The sequence below is a fragment of the Fimbriimonadaceae bacterium genome (genome assembly GCA_019454125.1).
In the GTDB taxonomy this organism is placed as follows: Bacteria; Armatimonadota; Fimbriimonadia; order Fimbriimonadales; family Fimbriimonadaceae; genus JALHNM01.
Window position 1 is genome coordinate 1,985,817 of the sequence record CP075365.1, and the last position, 16,105, is coordinate 2,001,921.

General features: G+C 66.2%; 16 protein-coding genes. 3 read left to right on the top strand and 13 right to left on the bottom strand.

Annotated elements, in window-relative coordinates; genetic code table 11:
• Positions 1–2: 2 nt before the first annotated feature.
• Genes KF733_09760 through KF733_09775 form a run of 4 tightly spaced genes read right to left on the bottom strand, consistent with a single transcriptional unit; the run spans position 3 to position 3,389 of the window.
• On the bottom strand, positions 3–1,625 hold the full coding sequence (locus KF733_09760; GenBank protein QYK55287.1) for a penicillin-binding protein 2: 1,623 nt from the start codon (positions 1,623–1,625) through the stop codon (positions 3–5).
• Positions 1,622–2,008 carry a hypothetical protein gene (locus KF733_09765; GenBank protein QYK55288.1) on the bottom strand — a complete coding sequence of 129 codons (387 nt, stop codon included), beginning with the start codon at positions 2,006–2,008 and terminating at the stop codon, positions 1,622–1,624. The genes KF733_09760 and KF733_09765 overlap by 4 nt, the downstream gene beginning before the upstream one ends.
• The gene (gene rsmH, locus KF733_09770) at positions 2,005–2,907 is read right to left on the bottom strand and encodes a 16S rRNA (cytosine(1402)-N(4))-methyltransferase RsmH (protein QYK55289.1); all 903 of its coding nucleotides are present in this window, start codon (positions 2,905–2,907) and stop codon (positions 2,005–2,007) included. Before rsmH ends, KF733_09765 begins: the two co-directional genes overlap by 4 nt.
• A complete protein-coding gene (locus KF733_09775; GenBank protein ID QYK55290.1) occupies positions 2,904–3,389 on the bottom strand; it encodes a hypothetical protein in 486 nt (161 codons plus the stop codon). The genes rsmH and KF733_09775 overlap by 4 nt, the downstream gene beginning before the upstream one ends.
• Before the next feature lie 712 nt (positions 3,390–4,101).
• On the opposite strand from KF733_09775, the gene KF733_09780 reads away from it, so the two are divergent.
• Positions 4,102–6,678, top strand: a complete 2,577-nt coding sequence (locus KF733_09780; protein ID QYK55291.1) for a hypothetical protein — start codon at positions 4,102–4,104, stop codon at positions 6,676–6,678.
• Here KF733_09780 and mscL read toward each other — a convergent pair.
• A complete protein-coding gene (gene mscL / locus KF733_09785) occupies positions 6,675–7,103 on the bottom strand; it encodes a large conductance mechanosensitive channel protein MscL (protein ID QYK55292.1) in 429 nt (142 codons plus the stop codon). The two genes, KF733_09780 and mscL, sit on opposite strands and share 4 nt — an antisense overlap.
• Before the next feature lie 74 nt (positions 7,104–7,177).
• Here mscL and KF733_09790 point away from each other — a divergent pair, with 74 nt between their 5' ends.
• Positions 7,178–7,756, top strand: a complete 579-nt coding sequence (locus tag KF733_09790) for a YHS domain-containing protein (GenBank protein QYK55293.1) — start codon at positions 7,178–7,180, stop codon at positions 7,754–7,756.
• Here the strand turns inward: KF733_09790 and rfbD are convergent.
• Complete coding sequence (gene rfbD / locus KF733_09795; GenBank protein ID QYK55294.1) at positions 7,753–8,724, bottom strand: dTDP-4-dehydrorhamnose reductase; 972 nt, start codon at positions 8,722–8,724, stop codon at positions 7,753–7,755. The genes KF733_09790 and rfbD overlap by 4 nt on opposite strands.
• 59 nt (positions 8,725–8,783) lie before the next feature.
• On the opposite strand from rfbD, the gene KF733_09800 reads away from it, so the two are divergent.
• Positions 8,784–9,995 carry a hypothetical protein gene (locus KF733_09800; GenBank protein ID QYK55295.1) on the top strand — a complete coding sequence of 404 codons (1,212 nt, stop codon included), beginning with the start codon at positions 8,784–8,786 and terminating at the stop codon, positions 9,993–9,995.
• A gap of 40 nt (positions 9,996–10,035) precedes the next feature.
• On the opposite strand, the gene KF733_09805 is transcribed toward KF733_09800, so the two are convergent.
• The 7 genes from KF733_09805 to KF733_09835 form a co-directional block, all read right to left on the bottom strand.
• Positions 10,036–10,947, bottom strand: coding sequence for a hypothetical protein (locus KF733_09805; GenBank protein ID QYK55296.1), 912 nt, complete (start codon positions 10,945–10,947; stop codon positions 10,036–10,038).
• 4 nt (positions 10,948–10,951) lie between these two features.
• The gene (locus tag KF733_09810) at positions 10,952–11,332 is read right to left on the bottom strand and encodes a RidA family protein (protein ID QYK55297.1); all 381 of its coding nucleotides are present in this window, start codon (positions 11,330–11,332) and stop codon (positions 10,952–10,954) included.
• Positions 11,333–11,341: 9 nt separating this feature from the next.
• A complete protein-coding gene (locus KF733_09815; GenBank protein QYK55298.1) occupies positions 11,342–11,806 on the bottom strand; it encodes a hypothetical protein in 465 nt (154 codons plus the stop codon).
• Between the two features lie 79 nt (positions 11,807–11,885).
• Entirely contained in the window at positions 11,886–13,130 is a 1,245-nt protein-coding gene (locus tag KF733_09820; protein ID QYK55299.1) for a flagellar hook protein FlgE, read from the bottom strand.
• A gap of 125 nt (positions 13,131–13,255) precedes the next feature.
• Positions 13,256–13,621 (bottom strand): hypothetical protein, encoded by a 366-nt coding sequence (locus KF733_09825; protein ID QYK55300.1) that lies wholly within the window; start codon positions 13,619–13,621, stop codon positions 13,256–13,258.
• A gap of 3 nt (positions 13,622–13,624) precedes the next feature.
• On the bottom strand, positions 13,625–14,047 hold the full coding sequence (locus KF733_09830; protein ID QYK55301.1) for a hypothetical protein: 423 nt from the start codon (positions 14,045–14,047) through the stop codon (positions 13,625–13,627).
• 8 nt (positions 14,048–14,055) lie between these two features.
• Positions 14,056–15,939, bottom strand: coding sequence for a flagellar hook-length control protein FliK (locus KF733_09835; protein QYK55302.1), 1,884 nt, complete (start codon positions 15,937–15,939; stop codon positions 14,056–14,058).
• Positions 15,940–16,105 lie beyond the last annotated feature (166 nt).

Here is a 16,105-nt window from a genome sequence, read left to right on the forward strand (position 1 = left end):
ACCTACCGCCCTGCAGCGGGCGGAATCCGAAGGCGCCGCACGACCGCTTTCGCGATATCGAGGAACACCGGCCCCGCCACTACCCCGCCATAGTACTGCCCGGCAGAGGGCGAATCGATCATGACCAGGACGGCGGCACGCGGCGACTGCGCCGGAACAAAGCCGACAAAGTTCGCAACGTAGTCGCCATTGGAGGTCCCAATCTTTTGGGCGGTCCCCGTTTTGCCCGCCAACTCATAGCCGGGGAGGCGCAGGTCGCGGCCCGTGCCAAAGTCCTTTTCAATGACCGAGGCCATCAAGTGCAAGACTTCATGGGCCGTCTCCGGCTGGACCACTTGCCCCCGCGAGCTGAGTCCCACCTCTTTCCCGTCAGCTTTCTTGATGAGGCGGGGGCGCATCAGCACGCCGTCGTTCCCGAGGCTCGCGTAGGCGGCCGCCAGGTTCACGGGCACGGCCGTGAACGCCTGTCCGATCCCAAAGTTGGCGCACTGGAGCCTTTGCGCGTACTCGTCCCTCACATAGGAGCCGGCCCGGCGGCCGGGCATCCCGATCTCGAGCGGGTCGAACAGCCCGAGCGCGTTCATAAACTTCAGCATGTCCTCGCGGCCCACGCCGAGTGCCCATTGGGATGCGGCCACGTTGCAGCTCTTGGCGATCGCCGCTTCCAGGTCGACCCGACCATGGGCGCGGCTTCCGTTGTGGGCCACGCAGTGCACCGCTCGTTTCCCGACCGCGACAGAACCCACACAGGTGATCGTGTCGCCCAGGTGCACGGTGCCGTGATCCAGGGCGGTGGCCAAAACCAGCGTCTTGAACGTCGAGCCCGGCTCGTAGGCGCCCATTGTCGCCATGTTGAAGTCGGCGCCGGGCTTCCAAGATTCGTCCGGGTCGAAGCTCGGCCAGTTGGCGATGGCGAGCAGGTCGCCCGTCTTGGGGTCGATCACGACGGCGCACCCCGCCTTCGCCTTGTTCTCCTCGACCGCACGGCGCACGGCTTCCATCGCGGCCACCTGAAGCACGGAGTCGATCGTTAGTTCGACGCTGGGCGCCTCGTGCCGGTTCATGCCCGCTTTTGCCAGCCGCGAACCGGAAAGTAACGTGTCGAGCGAGGCCTCGATGCCGCAGAGGCCCCGGCCCTCCCGCAAGACGCCGACGACGCCTGCGCCCGCTTCTGCCAGCGGATAGGCGCGCGCAGTGGTCGGGCGGAGCGAGATCCCGTCGGCCCCCCAATCCGATTTCACCTGTCTGATCTCATACGCTTGGTCCGGAGTGAAGACGTCTCGCCATACGCGGCCTCCCTTGCCCGACTCGGTGGGGCGGGCAAGGTCGCAGGTCGCGAGGCCGGTCGCCCCCGCCAGCGAGCTAAAGAAGGCCGCGCTCTGGGGAACGCGGCCGAAGTTCAGGCCGAGTTCATAGCCGGCCTGGCTTTCCGCGAGGGTCTTGCCGTCGCTGCTGAGGATGGGGCCGCGCCGAATGGTAGCGGCGGCCGGGGCGGCTCTCTTGTCCTTGTGAGCGGGGTCGCCCTGCTCCAGAACCTGGGCGCGGAGCTGGCTGTAGCCGGTCAGGCCGAAGCCGAGGGCCAGCGCCGCCGCCACGAAGGAGTCCCGCTTGCGCGCCGTGCTCAATGCCCTGCCTCGAGAGCGGGCCGAAAGGCACTGGTCATGCCGCGTGCCGATGCCCAGTTCTCAACGCTTCGGAGCGAAGTCGTCCGGTCGATGTGCGCCTGCAAGCGGTCGACTTCGGCGCGGGCGAACTCGGACCGGGTCGCGGCTCGCCGCGCGGAAAACTTCGCCTGCTCGGCAACGGCGTTCCCAAGAAGGATCGATCCCGTATAGGCAACAAGGAACGACATCGAAAATACGACGAACGCGGGGCCGACAACGGAGGCCTTTCGCCGCACGATTTTTCGGCGGCGGGGCGCGGCGGCGGGCTCGTCCGACGCCCGGTGCCGCACGCGGGGCCTGGGTTGCAGCAGCGGCTCGGCCTCGCGGAACGGGATCGCGCTCAATTGACCCTCCTCAGGGTGCGCATCTTCGCGCTCCGGCTTTTCGGGTTCGCGGCGACCTCGGCCGGAGACGGCGTGCGCGGCTTGCGGTCGAGCTCTTCAAACCCCTCTTCTTTGGCCAGGGCGCGGAAGGCGTGTTTTACGGCCCGGTCTTCGCCCGAGTGGTAGCTCAGGACGCACAGCACCCCGCCCTTCCGCAGGATGCGCGCCGTCTCTTCGATCGAGTCGCCGAGTTCGTCGAGCTCCTGGTTGACGTGGATGCGGACCGCCTGAAAAGTGCGCGTCGCCGGGTGCAGCCTCTTTTCGCGCCGCGCGGGCGGGATCGCCGCCAAGACGCAGTCGACTAAGTCCTGCGTGGTCTTGAGGGGGCGGCGCTCCAGGATGCGGAGCGCGATCTTCTTGGCCCAGCGCTCGTCGCCATGGGCAAAGATCACGTTCTCGATCTCCGAGGCGCTGGCGCGGTTGAGCCAGGCCGCGGCGGACTCTCCCCGCGAGCGGTCCATGCGCATGTCGAGCGGCCCTTCTTGCTGGAAGCTGATCCCGCGCGAAGGGTCTTCGATCTGGGCGTTGTTCAGCCCCAGGTCGAGCAGCACGGCGTCCGCCTGCGCCTTCCGGTGGTGCTCCAGGCAGGCCGCGGCCAGCACGGCCGGAAGCTCCCGGTAGTCCGCATGGGCGGTGAAAACTTGCACGTCCGGCACTTCGGCCAGACGCGCGCGGGCCCTTTCCAACATTTCCTTGTCCCAGTCCATAGCCACGATCAGTCCTCCCGGCGCGATCCTTCGCGCCATTTCCAGTGCGTGCCCCGCGAGCCCGACGGTCCCGTCCACGACGGTCGCGCCCGGCGCCAGGGGCAAAACCTCTAAAACCTCTTCCATCATCACCGGCGTGTGGCCCGGCTTCATACGGAGCCTTCCAAGAGCCGGTAGGCGTGCCCCCAGATCTCCCTTCGCTCCGCGCCGTAATTGAGCGGGTCGGCCTCGCATTTGGCCAACTCCTCCTTGGCCCAGATCTCGAGCCGGTCGTCGCAACCGACAGCCACCACACGGCTCTGCAGGTTCGCGAACTCGCGCATTTGCTTGGGGATCAGGATCCGCCCCTGTGGGTCGAACCGCATCTCGGTCTCCGCGCTGCCCACCAGCATGCGGTTCAGCAGCTTTCGGCCCGCGTTGTGCACCGGGGCCCCGCGGATCGCCTTGACCTCCTCCGCCCAGGTCTCCACCGGGTAGGCGACGAGGCAGCCCATCTCGCTCTGGGCGAGCACGAAGTAGGTGCCCAGGCGGTCGCGGAACTTTTGGCGGAGCATGACGCGGCCCTTCTCGTCGATCGCGGCTTCGTCGCGACCGGCGAGCTGGCTCATAAAGATTTGCGCTGCGTCCGCCGTCATGGTGTGCCCGTTCGGCAAAGGGTTTGAAAGAACGGGCCGGCGTCCATCCGTGGCCACCGGCCCTAGCGTTCGCAGGGAGACCCTTGCCTTCTCGCCTCGCCGCCTTCCCTGGCAGCTCAGCTATTCGTATTGTGCACCACTCAGTTACTACTTTTTACCACCACTAACTTTTTCAGGCTGAAAAATGCCACTTTGCACAAGAGTTATAGGCTTTTACGACGTTTAACTCTTTCTATGTCTACTATTCTTGTCGCGCCAGCATAGGTTCAAACGAGACGCTGTGGGACCTTTGGTAACGTCATGGTGGTAACAAGTGGGTGACGAGCCTGGCCAGGCAAAAAGAGGCCGGCCCCCGAAGGGGCCGGCTGAGGGTGAGCACGCAAGTATAGGGAAAAACTAGGCTCGCTAGGCGTCCGCTTCGAAGTCCCTCTGGCGGAGGGCGTCCTTCGTGAGGTTCCAAGCGCCGACTACGGCGGCAAGGGCGACGGATGCGGCGGCGAGCGAGATAAACATGAGCTTTGGGATCTCTCCCACACCACTCGTTCCGTCTCCCGCGCCCGATCTGAGACGCCAAAGCCCGACTTGTTGCCAGACTCTTGCTCAGGTCAGGCAGGCTTGCTTACCGCACCTCTACGGCCCGTGAGAGGACGGGCCGGAGTTCTTGCATAAACCAGGCCAGGGAACATGGAGCCGGTAGGATAACGGGAATCTTATGCTGAGCCTTGTCCTTACCCTGGCGCTCCGCTCTCAAGAGCAGACGGCCGTCCTCACGTTTGGCGACCTGCAATATGAGGGCCGGGTCACTCCCAGCGGCTGGCAGGAACGGTACACGCGCATCGACCGTAGCCCGCCGGAGAGCCGCCCCGCCCTCCTTTCGGCTTCGCCCGAGACGGGCAACGCCCTCGCTGGGCGCGCGAAGATCATCGAGCTCGACGTAGAGGCCCGCCGCCTGAAGCTCCAGGTCGACGGGGAAGCGGGCGCCTTCCAGAGGACGGTCGAGTTGCAGGGCCCGGACCGTGTTGCGGTCGTGGACTATCTCAACCCCGGCGATAAAGCGCCCGGCCGCGCCGAGAGCCGCTACGAGGCCACGGGCGAGGCGAGGGCGCAAGGGGGCCGCGACTTGGAAGTTGCGGTGCCCGGGGCGGGTCTCGACACGGCCAGCGGCAGCGTCTGCCTCTATTCCGACTGGCGCGATATGGAAGCCGCCCGGCCCGGCCCTTACTTCTGGCGCGCCCAGGCGAACCAGCTCTCGGCGGGGATCGAGACCTTGCGGCCCGGCCCGGTGGAGTACCGGTATTCGATCCTCTTCAGCACTGAGGGAGCGGTCAAGGCGCTGACCGACGCCGCCTACCAGGACATGGATCCCTTGGCCGTCGAGAGGGCCATGCCACAGACGATCCCCTTCCGCTATTACACGCGGTACGCGTTCGGGTTCGGCGCCGGCGAGGAAGAGTCCGAAGTCGAGACGGGAGAGGAGGAAGAAGGCGAGGAGCAAGGTGGCTGGCGGTTCTGGGAGACGGAGACCAACGCTGGCGACGTCGAGGTCGGCCATCCCGGGAGCGCGGAAGAGGTGGAGTTCGGCCCCACGCGGAACGCGCTTGCGGCCGCCTTCGGCATGCGCTCATGGGGCCTGGCCCTGCGTCAGACGACGTTCGTGAAGCAAGCCGACTCCGTGCTGGCGCTCTTGGTCTCCGGCCCCAAGCCGACCGCCTCCCCCTGGAACGGGAGGCTCGACATCGACGACTGGGACTGGGTGCCGGGCGACCCTGGTTCCCTTCCGACCACAGCCACGTGGGTCTTGACCTGGGTTGACCAGCCGGGCGAGATGGAGCATCGTGAACAGGCGCTCGATTGGCTCGGGGAAGCCACGAAGGCAGCGCTCGCCGTCGCAGAGACGGACGGGTTCGACTCCTCTTGGGCGGAGTTCGTGGTGCGGGCGTCCGCCTCGAACTCTGTCCCGAACATGACCCGGGCGGAGCTTGCCGCCTTGAGGCCGAAGGCCGAAGCCGTTCTCTCCCGCGGCTTGGCACAGCCTTCGCTAGCCGACCTCCGGCTCGCCGACGCGCTCTCCGTCGAGGCTAGCGGACGGGACGTGGCCCGGACCGCTGCCCGCTCCTTCCTCTTGCGCCAAGCGTTGTGGCAGGCGCCGAGCATGCCTTCCTCCTCGATCGGCCTGGTCGTTTCGAGCGAGGGGGGCCGCTATCTTGCCGCGGAGCAAGCCGCGGGCCTGAGTCTTCTCCGGATCGGGCTCCGCACCGGCGACCAGGCGATCGCGCAGCGGGGAGCGCTCGCCCTGCGGGCTGGGTTCCGGTTCCTGGCGGTCGGGACGGGCCGCTTGAACGGCCTCACGTTCCCCGAGGACGTGCCGGACGGGACCGCCGCAATCGGCGCCCAGAACGGCCTCTTGCTCACGTCTTTCGGCTTTGAAGACGCAGGCGCGCTCCTGGCCGCGGTCTCGCTCGCGAACCAAGAGTTCGGAGGACTGGTCATCCATCCCGATGGGTGGGCGGTCGGCTTGGACGGCGTGCAAAGCAACCCCGCGACCCCACCGGTCAGCACTCTCGGCGCGAACCCGATCTCCTACGGCGAGCGGCACGTGGTGGAGGTCAAGCGGTTCGGCGAGGCGGGGAGCGACTCCCAGCGGGCCGAGATTGTCTTCGGCATCTCCCGGGTCGAGATCGAGGTTCGCGACGGCCGTGTCTGGCTCGTGATGGCGCCCAGCCGCTCCGTCTCGACGAGCGAGGGCGAGATCAAGGCCTCCTTTGACGTGGCGGGCAAGCAGCTGCAGGCCTCGCTTGGACTGACCGGGCTCGAGGTGGAAGTCTCGCCCGCGGAACTCATGAAAGGGCCGGTCACGGCAAAGGCCACGTTCGGCGGAGAGGCCTTCGCCCTGCCGGAGCAAGACGTCTTCGCTTCCCCGCCCTTGAACCCGGCCGCGAGCGGACGGAGGGGCTGGCGACCATTCGGAGGGCTCGTGGCAAGCGGCGCCGCCTTCGCGCGTCCGAACTGGATCCAGACCGAGCCCGGGCTGACCGGCTCCTTGCGCTGCCCCGATTTCACCGCCACCGCCGGCCAGATCGTGTTCCAATGGGAGGGGGGCGAGAACACCCTCGCCGAGCTCATCGACGCCCGGACCGAGCGAACGCTCGCCCAAGCCGAGGGCCGGACGAAGCGGGTCGTGTGGGACTTGACGCCGTTCGTCGGGGAGAAACTCTATGTCCGGCTCGTGGACAGGAGCCGGGCCCAAAGCGCGGCCATGGGCTGGCCGCGCTTCGAGCCGAAACGCTAGGCCCCGCGGGCTTTGAGCAGGTCGCGGATCTCCTCAAGGAGCGCGACGTCTGCAGGCGGGGGAGCCTCTGGCTCTTCCGCCTTGGGCCCGCGCAGGCTGTTCACGCCCTTCACGATGAAGAAGACGACCAGGGCCAGGATCAGGAACTGGATCGTGGCCGTTATGAAACTTCCGTAGGCGAGAACGTTCGCCCCCGCGTCACGGGCGGCCTGCAGGCTCGCATAAGGCCCCGCTGGACTGCCCTCCTTCAGGACCGCGAACTGGCGGCTGAAGTCGGCCCCGCCCGTGACCAGGCCGACGGGCGGCATGATCAGGTCCGTGATAACGGAGTCCACGATCTTTTGGAACGCGGCACCGATGATGACGCCGACGGCGAGATCCATCGCGTTTCCCTTGGCAATAAAGTCCTTAAATTCTTTCCACATCCTGGTGCCCGCATTCTTGCACGCCACCCGTCCGATGGATCCAGAAGCTCTGTAGGTTCGTCTAAAATAAGGACATGCTCACTTCGCTGCTCTTTGCGGTCGCGGCGCTCGCTCCGGCGGGCGACACGCTTTACTGCCCGATCATGATGGAGGCCGCCCCCGCTATGGCCAAGGCAAAGGCGGTCGAGTATGCGGGTCTTTACGTCGCCTTCTGCTGCGGCGGTTGCGACGCCACCTTCAGCAAGGATCCGGAAGCCCATCTGAAGAAGGCCGAAAGTTCGGACAAGCCCGTCGCCATGGGCTGGTTCGACCCGATCACCGGCCAGCGGATCGACGGTGAGAAGGCCAAGGGCCAGACCGTTTACAAGGGCGTCCGCTACTACTTCGCAACGGACGAGGGCTTGAAGAAGTTCAAGGCGTCGCCCGCGACCTATGCGGCGCGCCCCGCCAAGCAGAGCCTGAACTGTCCGAAGTCAGGCGAGCTGATCGCTTCCTACAGCGAGGCGGCCGGATACCGCGACTATAAAGGCGTGCGCTACTACATCTGCTGCGCGAGCTGCTTCAAGTCGCTTGAGAAATCGATGGGCGAAGCCGTCGCAAAGAACCCTGGCCAACCCGCCGCGCCCAAGGCGATGGCCTACAAACCGCACTAAGCAAGGTCGCCGGGACGGGGTGCTTCGGCCCCCTGCTTGCGAACCCCGACGAAGTGCTGGAGAGCCTCGGAGATCGGCCGCATCGGCCCGATCCCGAGGCTCTCGAGCTTCTGGCACGCGAGCGCGGAGTTACGGGGCCGCCGGGCCGGGCGCGGCATCTCGGCCGTGGTGACTGCCTCGACCTCGACGGCCCTGCCCTCACCCGCCGCCTCATACGCTTCCAGGGTGAGGCGGGCGAAGTGGTGCCACGACATCACGTCTGGCCCCGCCGCGTGGACGACGCCTCCCTCCAGGTCGCGGGCGACGATCTCGGCAAAGATCGCTGAAAGGTCGGGCGCGTAAGTCGGCGTGCCGGTCTGGTCGTCCACCACCCGGAGAGGCCCGCCCGCCTGCCAAAGCTCGATCATCTTTGCCGGAAAGCTCGGTCCCCCTTGCCCAAAAAGCCAAGCGGTCCTCGCGACCACGCAACCGGGCAGCGCCTCCAGGCAGTTCTGCTCGCCCTCCCGTTTCGACTTGCCGTAGACCTGAAGGGGGTTTGGGGCGTCGTCCTCGGTGTAAGGGCTCCCCTTTTCGCCGTCGAAGACATAGTCGGTGGAGACGTGCAGCATCCGCCATCCCCGCTCCTTGGCGGCGAAGGCGAGCGCCCCCGGGGTGACCGCGTTCAACTGGAAGGCGGCCATCGTCTCCTGCTCGGCCTTGTCGACCGCCGTATAGCCCGTGCAATTCACGAGCCAGTCGTAATCGCCGTAGATGCCCTTCACGAGCGCCTCCAGGTGCGGCCGGTACAGGACGTCCAGGTCGATGTGGTTCGGCGAGGCGACCGTCCAACCCCGCGAGGCGAACTCCCGCACGACTTCTTGGCCGAGCATCCCGCTTCCGCCAAGCACCAGGACGCGCTTCGGCCCGGCCTTGGGCTCGGGCGTCGGTTCCGGCTCAAGGTTCAGGTCGAGGGTTTCCTGGTCGGCCATCGAGGCCGATCTTGGCACAAGCGTAACGATGTACCCGCCAACGCGTTAGACTGTATGTAATGAAGAAATCCGCAACGTGGCCAGTGCTGCTCGCGTGCGTGCTCTCCCTTTCCCTCGTAAGCGTTGCGCCCTCGCAGTCGGTGCTCGGCAAGAAGGGGGCGCCGCAGAACAACAATGGCGCGCCTCAGAAGGCTCCCCAAAGCAAGCCGCAACAAGGCAAACCGGAGCGCACGAACCCCCAGCAGGGCAAGCCCGTGCGTGAGACTCCGCCGCCTCGAACGAACCCTCAGCAGGGCAAGCCGGAGCAAAACAACCCTCCGCGTGTGAGCCCGCAGCAGGGTAAGCCTGAGCCTCCCTCTCGACCGAGAACGAACCCGATCGAGAAGCCGAGGCCGGGCCGTCAGGAGGAGGCCCCCCGGGCCAATAACGGCGGTCAGGACCGCGGAGAGGCGCCGGCCCTTGGCCGACCGGACCGGAACACGGAACGGCCGTCGCTGGGCAAGCGCGAGGACAACAACAATATCCGCGCCTTTGACAACCGCATTGCGGAGAGGGGCCAGGTCAAACCGCTCGTCATTTCAGACGTCCCCGTGATCAGCAACAACCGCTCGATCATCGTGGACGCGGACCGGGAAGACCGCGCCCGCGTGAACCGGGGCCGCAACTACGACAACCGGTACCGCCACAACTATTACCAGTATTCGGGTTCTTGGTGCAACGACGACTTCCGCTATCGGCACTATGGTTACTACTATGACCCCGTGCTCTACGTGCCGTCGCCGTTCTACTATTACAGCAACCTTCCCGGGTACGTCTCTTGCTCGCGCATCCAGTTCGGCGTCTTCAGCTGGACAAGCTGCACGACGCGCTATCCCTGGCGCAGCGACCGGTACCGCGACAATTACGATCGCGATCGTATCCTTGAGGCTTCCGCCGAGTCCATCGAGCACGCGTTCCAGCGCGGCAACGTCCGGTTCGTCGAAGACTTGATCCCGAATCGGGGAACCATCTTGGTCGACGTGGACGGCTCAGGCCGCTACCGCATCGACGGGGACGAGTTCTACACGATGTTCGTCGACCTCGTCGAGGGGACGCGCACCATCGACTACAACGTGACCGACGTCTACCGCGACCGCGACGAAGCGACCATCGTGGCCCGCCACACCTTCTACACGGGTTGGGGCGAGCGCCAATCGATGCGGCACACCTTCGGCCTGCAGCGCGATCGCGGCGGCTACGCGATCTCCTACTTCAAGTCGAGCCGCTACTAAGGCGGGAGACCGCGGGACGGGCGCCACGCCCGTCCCTGATTCATCTCGGGCTGGGATCAGTGAGGGTGATCATCGTGGGCGCCCATCCCAGCCGCCCTAAAATCCCGAGGTAGTCCTCGGGCGTTGCGGTCTCGGGCCGCTTGCCCAGCAAGGTGAGAAGAACTCCTTCCATGACGTTTGTTGCGAAGGTCTCCCCGCCCATCACCGGCGTCGTCGCCACCACGCGCGCCACTCCGCACGAGCGGAGCCAGTCAAGGTCCGCCGAGCGGATGGTCTGGGTCAAGACCGTCTTCCCCGGCATCTGATCCGGCGCGTAGCGCCGGATGTAGTGCCAGTCCCCGGCGACCACGGTCGCCCAATCGAACCACTTCTTGTGCTTGGGGGTGCGCTTTTCCTGCTTTTCGCCCGTCGGATAGAACCACTGGATCGGGAGTCTGGTCACGATCGGCAGCAGCACGTTCGCGAGCCGCTCCAGGGCTGAATAGCTGCGGATGGGGATCGGGAGGCCGAGGCCAAAGAGCAGGTCGCCATAAACGACCTTTGCGCCGCTCGCCTCCAACGCCTGCGCCATTCCGAACCGGTCTACTCCGCTCACGAGGAGGACGCGCTCGCGTGGCCAGTCGATCACTTCGGTCATGAGTTTCACCGCTTCCCGTTCGAGCGTGTGCTTGAGCCCGCTGCCATCCACCACCGGGGTCGTCTTCGCCCCCGAGACCAGGTCTTGAACCTCGCGAAAGGCGTAGCGCTTCTCGCCCGAGACGAGCCAGATGTCCGCCCCGCCGACGCCGAGGGCGTCCACCTTGCCGTCGAGCTCGCGGAAAAGGGCGCGGAAGCGCTCGCGGTCCCCGTTCGTGCCGATCCTCTCGATGAGGAACGGCTCGCCCAGGATCTCGGTCTCGAAGGACTTGTCCCGTTTGCTTGTGCCCAGGCTGACGGAAACGACGCGGTGCATCCGGCTAATAGACGGCGATGCCTTCGATCTCGACGTCGACGCCCTTGGGCAAGCCCGCCACCGCCACGGTCGAGCGGGCCGGCGGGTTTCCTTCGAAGAGACCCCCATAGACCTCGTTCACGGTCGCGAAGTGGTCCATCGAGGAGAGGAAAATCGTGGTCTTCACGAGGTTGGCGGGGCCGAGGCCCGCCGCGGCGAGGAGCGCGCGCATGTTCGCCACCACCTGCTGGGTCTGCTCCCTAACGTCCCCTTGCACAAGAGACCCGTCCGGCTTTAACGGGATCTGCCCGCTCATAAAGAGGAGGCGGCCCTCACTCGAGATGGCCTGGCTATAGGGGCCGATCGCGGCAGGGGCGTCGGGAGTCGAGATCACTTCGCGCGTCACGCGCGCAAATTACCTGCTGTCAGTCGGCGGCATATAGGATGGCCGCCCGGAGTTCTGCCCGGGATACGCTTCGGGGCGGTAACTGTCCGTGCCGTTAAGGGGAGCGTACTGCTTGATCACGGGCGAGGTCTCTTCGAGCGCGGGCGGATTGACCGGCCCGCTGGAGGAGACGCCCGGTTGCGGCGTGCGTGCCGTGGTCGGCGACCTCTCGTCACCTGGCTCGGCGGAAAGGTCAGGACCCTCGAAGGGCATGGGGGGCAGGCCGGCTTCGGCCCCTTGCGGCCTGGTCGGCGTGCCGAGCTGCTGCCGGCGGATCTTGTCGAACTCGCTTGGGCGCGACATGGCCTCAAAGCCGCCGCTCGCGACCCAGATGATCAACGCGATCACGAACGCGCCAAGCACGAAGGTGCCGATCCAAAGCAGCCCCTTCACGTTCACCACCGGTTGCAGGTCGTCCGTCTCGTTGTGCGCCATCGCCTTACCCTTATATTCGTCAGGATTCACCGAACCAGAGCCCCGCGCCGTGGGGCGCGGGACTTTAGGCTGAGGAAGCTTAGCGCTTCATATTGATCAGGTCTTGCAGCATTTCGTCGACCGTCGTGACCACGCGAGTGTTCGCCTGGAACCCGCGCTGGGTGACGATGAGGTCCGTGAACTCGTTACCGATGTCCACGTTCGACTGCTCCAAGAAGCCCGCGTTGACCGACCCGCGGCCGCCCGAGCTCGGGGTCCCGATTACGGGAATGCCGGAGTTGTCGGTGTTGCGCCAGAGGTTGCTGCCCGTCCGCTCGAGGCCGTTCGCGTTCGGGAAGATCGCCATGGAGATCTGGCCGAGCGGCCGCGTCAAGCCGTTCGTGTAAAGGCCCGTGATGACCCCGTTCGGGCCGAGCGAGAACGCTGAGAGCGAGCCAGGCGCAAAGCCGTTCTGACTGCTCATCTGGACTTGCATGTCCGAGGCGCGCTGATAGACCTCGCTGAAGTTCAGGTCGATGTTGAAGTTCGGGACACCGGAACCAGAAGGCGGAGAGACCGTGATGGCGCCCGGGCTGCCGGTCAGCATCGTGCCGCTCGAGGGGTCAAACGTGAGGGTCCCCGATCCGCTGACGGTGGTGCCGTTCGAGCCCGCGACCGTCCAGTCCCACTCGTTGGGGTTGGAGCTCGACTCCGTCAGGGTAAGCGTCAAGAGGTGCTCTGTGCCGAGCGTGTCGAAAACGCGCATCGTGAGCTGGGTGGACTGCGCACCAGCCTGGGTGAAAACGCGGGAGTCCAGGTTGCCCGCAAGGTCGACCTGGGTCGTCACCTGGACGGCAGTGCGCGCACCGATCGGGATGCGGAGCGCGGAAGCGGGGCCGATCGGCGCGTTCGTGTCGATGTCGCCCGTCGCCTGGTCTGCGGTCCAGCCCATCATGCGCTCGCCGGTGGCCCGGTGCACGATGTCGCCGTTCGCGTCGAGGTCAAAGGCACCGTCCCTCGAATAGGCGAGACGGTCGCCGTTCGAGACGACGAAGAAGCCGTTGCCCTGGATGGCGAAGTCGGTCGGTCGGTTCGTCGCGTTCAAGGAGCCTTGCTCGTTGCTGACGTCCGTGCCGGCGACCAAGACGCCGAGGCCGAACTGGACGGGGTTGGTACCGCCGAGACCGCTCGTGGGCCGCGAGGCGCCTCGGATGGTCTGGGCGAGCATGTCTTGGAACGTGACCCGGCTGCCCTTGTAGGCGGTCGTGTTGACGTTGGCAAGGTTATTGCCAATGATGTTCATGCGCGTTTGTTGCGCTTTAATGCTGGCGACGCCAGCAAGCATGGCTTGGAGCATGGCTAGTTCTCGATAAGGTTGCTTTGCGAACTTGCCGGCCTTTCTGCTCCGGCCCTCTCGGGCCAGTCCACTTCCAAGACCAGGTGTCGTCCGCGGTCGGGGCCGTTCTCGCCTCAGGCGATCACGGCGCTGTCGATGTTCGTGAACACGTTCTCCTTCAACCGTTCCCGGTCGACGGCCGTGATCACCGTGCGGTTCTTGACGCTCACCACGAGGGCGACGTCGTCCACCATGACAAGGGCGTCGCGGGCGCCTTTCTCAGCCGCCTTGTCGACGCCGTTGAGCACACGCTCCCAGGCGCGTTCGTCCAACTGGATGTCCCGGCTCTGCAACCGGGTCCGTGCGTGGCCGCTCAGCTTCAGCTTGTCGGATAAGAAGGCGTCGAACTCGCCGACCGACGGCTTTTCACACGGCTTCTTCGGAGTCTGCTGAGACTGAAGGAGCCGCTGGACGCTTGCGTTTTGGATGGGTGCGCTCATGGGTCAGGACTTGATCTGTTGGATGTTGGAGAGCTTGACGTCGACAAGGCCGCCGTTCTCTTCGCGGAGCGTGATGATCCGCTCCCCGTCTCGAATAGAAACGGTCTCCACCTTGCCGGTCACGACCGAGGACTTGCCGGTCGACCCGTCCGTCATCGGGCGGACGGCAGTCACCGTCTTTCCGATCAGGGCGGCGGCCTGGCTCATCTCCAGCGAAGACTGGAGCGACCCCATGCCTTGCACCTGGCCGAGCTGGGCCATCTGGGCGAAAAAGTCACGGTCGTTCATGGGCTCCAACGGGTTCTGGTTGGCCAGCTGGACCGTCAGGAGCCGCATAAACGCGGACATGTCGAGTTCGTTCTTCTTGGCCTTCGGGGCACCTTGCCCGAAGTATTGGAAGGCGGTTTGCAGGTTGATGGATTCCATGGGGTTTCCTAAGCGGCTAAATCGAGCGCGTTGGTGGTGAAGGGGTCGCGCGGGGTCAGCTCGGGCGTCTCGGCCTGGCGGGGACCGGTGAAGGCCGCGGCCAGCTGCGCTGACCGGACCGCTTCCGCGTGGGCACCCATGTAGTTGGCGGCCTGGCCGCCCGCTTGGCCCTGGTCGGCTCCCACGTTGAACGAGTTCAGGGTCATGCCCCGGTTCTCGATCTGTTGGAAGAGCTCGGTGCGGCCCGCCTGCAGAGCCTGGCGCACTCCTTCGTGGGTCGCCTTGACCTCGGCGTCCACCCGGTTGCCCAGGGAGGTCACGGAGAGCGTGATCGAGCCCAGGTCCGCGGGATCCAGCCGGACCACGACTTCGCCCGCCTGGCGAGCCGTGATCAGGGTCTGCACCCGGTCAGCGAGCTGGCGGAGCACAGAACTCGCCTGGCTTGCAGAGAGCGTGTTCGTCGCGGAGGGGGATGGCTTAGCGCTCTGCGCGGCCGCCTTCGGCGTGACCGTGACGTGCGGCGCCGTGTCAGAAGGAGCCTGGTGGACCGCCGACGCCTTCGGCTGGGCAGCGGTGGCCCTCGGCGCGGTCTCATCCGCTTCGAGTTCCTTCGCGTTCGGGGCCGGTTTGCTTCCCTGCGTCAGCTCGCCAAGCTCTTCTTGCTTGGCAACGGCGACGGGGGTGGCGGGCTGAGCCTTCGGCTGCGGCTCGTCAAGCTTGCCGATCCCGACCTCCTTCACCGGGGCCGCACTGAAGCCGACCGGCTTCGTGGCGGGCGCAGGCACGTCCTTCGGCTTCACCGGTTCGGTACTGCCCGCGTTCGGCGCGGGCGTCTGCCCGGCTTTCGTCTTGGGCGTCTCGACACGCGGCATCGGGTCGCCGCCCGATTGCCGTCGCTCGGTGCGAGCGTTGGGGCTGGGGGCCGAATCGGTCGCGTTCTGGTTGGAAGTCGCGTGGGTGACGGGCTGCTCGGGGTCCTCGGTCCGGACCGTTCCGGCGGTGGTCTTCGGCAGGTCGACCGGGGGCGCGCCCGGATTTTCGACGACGTGGATCGCGTGGGGTTGCGGCGTCGGCGAGGTCTCCGCCTTCGGCGCAGGGCTGTTCGAGCCCGTCTTGCTCGCCACGATCTGCGGGCGGAGCGCCCTCACGAGGTCGCCGTCAAGCTCTTGGTCCGCATGCGGCAGGGGCAAAGGGCCCTGACCGGGGAGCGGCTCGTGACGACGCCCGTTCGCGGACGGGTCAGGCACCGAGTCCGGGTCCGTCCCCGGATTGGGGCCAGGGTTCGGATTGGCGACATTGTCAGGGGTCGGCCCGGGTTTCGGATTCGGGACCTCGGTGACCCCGTTGGCCGACGGCTTTGGAGTCGGATACGGCAGGTCGCCGTTCGCTTTGGGCTTCGGCACGACGACTCGGCGGCCCAGGTCGATGACCTCTGAAGCGCGGGCGTCCGCATGCGGAAGCGGAAGCGACGAAGCCAGCGTTTCGCGCTGGGCGGCCGAAATCGGCAGCTGTTCGATCGCCGCCCTCAGGCTCTGTGCGTTCGGCACAGGGGTGGGACCCTCCGCCTTCGGCGAAGGCGTCCAGAGCCCGATTTGCACCAGGCTCGCCTGGAGCGCCGCCGGGTTGGGCGGCAAGGTCACCGCCTTCAGAGCGGCCTTGACCTCGGGATCTTGCAAGTCGATGGCCAAGGCGTCGTCACCGAGCGCCTGGGTCTTCGACTGGGACAGGACCATCAGGTCGTAGAGGTTTTGGGGCGCTTGCTCGGCAGCGGCCCGGGGGGTCGCCGAAGGCGCCGGATCCGCGCTCGTCCCGGCGGAAGGGCGTGGCAGAGCCTGGTTGGCCTTCCACTCGGCTGCGGTTCGACTTGGTACGGTTGCGGCTAGGATGTCCATGACTCGCTCCTGTGAACGCTTACAGGAAATGGTCGGAAGAGTGAAAGCCAGAACTTAGGAGTCTTTGCCCGAATCAGCCCATTACTTCTGCCATACTGGCTCCGCAGGCGGCTCCGGGCATCCCGACCGGCGCACGATCTCGGCAAATATGCCTGGAGGTCGAACC

What these genes read in the sequence shown, in the direction of transcription:
- rsmH (QYK55289.1), bottom strand. Translation starts at nt 2,907, where the DNA reads ATGAAGCCGGGCCACACGCCGGTGATGATGGAAGAGGTTTTAGAGGTT.
- KF733_09775 (QYK55290.1), bottom strand. Translation starts at nt 3,389, where the DNA reads ATGACGGCGGACGCAGCGCAAATCTTTATGAGCCAGCTCGCCGGTCGC.
- KF733_09780 (QYK55291.1), top strand. Translation starts at nt 4,102, where the DNA reads ATGCTGAGCCTTGTCCTTACCCTGGCGCTCCGCTCTCAAGAGCAGACG.
- mscL (QYK55292.1), bottom strand. Translation starts at nt 7,103, where the DNA reads ATGTGGAAAGAATTTAAGGACTTTATTGCCAAGGGAAACGCGATGGAT.
- KF733_09790 (QYK55293.1), top strand. Translation starts at nt 7,178, where the DNA reads ATGCTCACTTCGCTGCTCTTTGCGGTCGCGGCGCTCGCTCCGGCGGGC.
- rfbD (QYK55294.1), bottom strand. Translation starts at nt 8,724, where the DNA reads ATGGCCGACCAGGAAACCCTCGACCTGAACCTTGAGCCGGAACCGACG.
- KF733_09800 (QYK55295.1), top strand. Translation starts at nt 8,784, where the DNA reads ATGAAGAAATCCGCAACGTGGCCAGTGCTGCTCGCGTGCGTGCTCTCC.
- KF733_09805 (QYK55296.1), bottom strand. Translation starts at nt 10,947, where the DNA reads ATGCACCGCGTCGTTTCCGTCAGCCTGGGCACAAGCAAACGGGACAAG.
- KF733_09815 (QYK55298.1), bottom strand. Translation starts at nt 11,806, where the DNA reads ATGGCGCACAACGAGACGGACGACCTGCAACCGGTGGTGAACGTGAAG.
- KF733_09820 (QYK55299.1), bottom strand. Translation starts at nt 13,130, where the DNA reads ATGCTTGCTGGCGTCGCCAGCATTAAAGCGCAACAAACGCGCATGAAC.
- KF733_09825 (QYK55300.1), bottom strand. Translation starts at nt 13,621, where the DNA reads ATGAGCGCACCCATCCAAAACGCAAGCGTCCAGCGGCTCCTTCAGTCT.
- KF733_09830 (QYK55301.1), bottom strand. Translation starts at nt 14,047, where the DNA reads ATGGAATCCATCAACCTGCAAACCGCCTTCCAATACTTCGGGCAAGGT.
- KF733_09835 (QYK55302.1), bottom strand. Translation starts at nt 15,939, where the DNA reads ATGGACATCCTAGCCGCAACCGTACCAAGTCGAACCGCAGCCGAGTGG.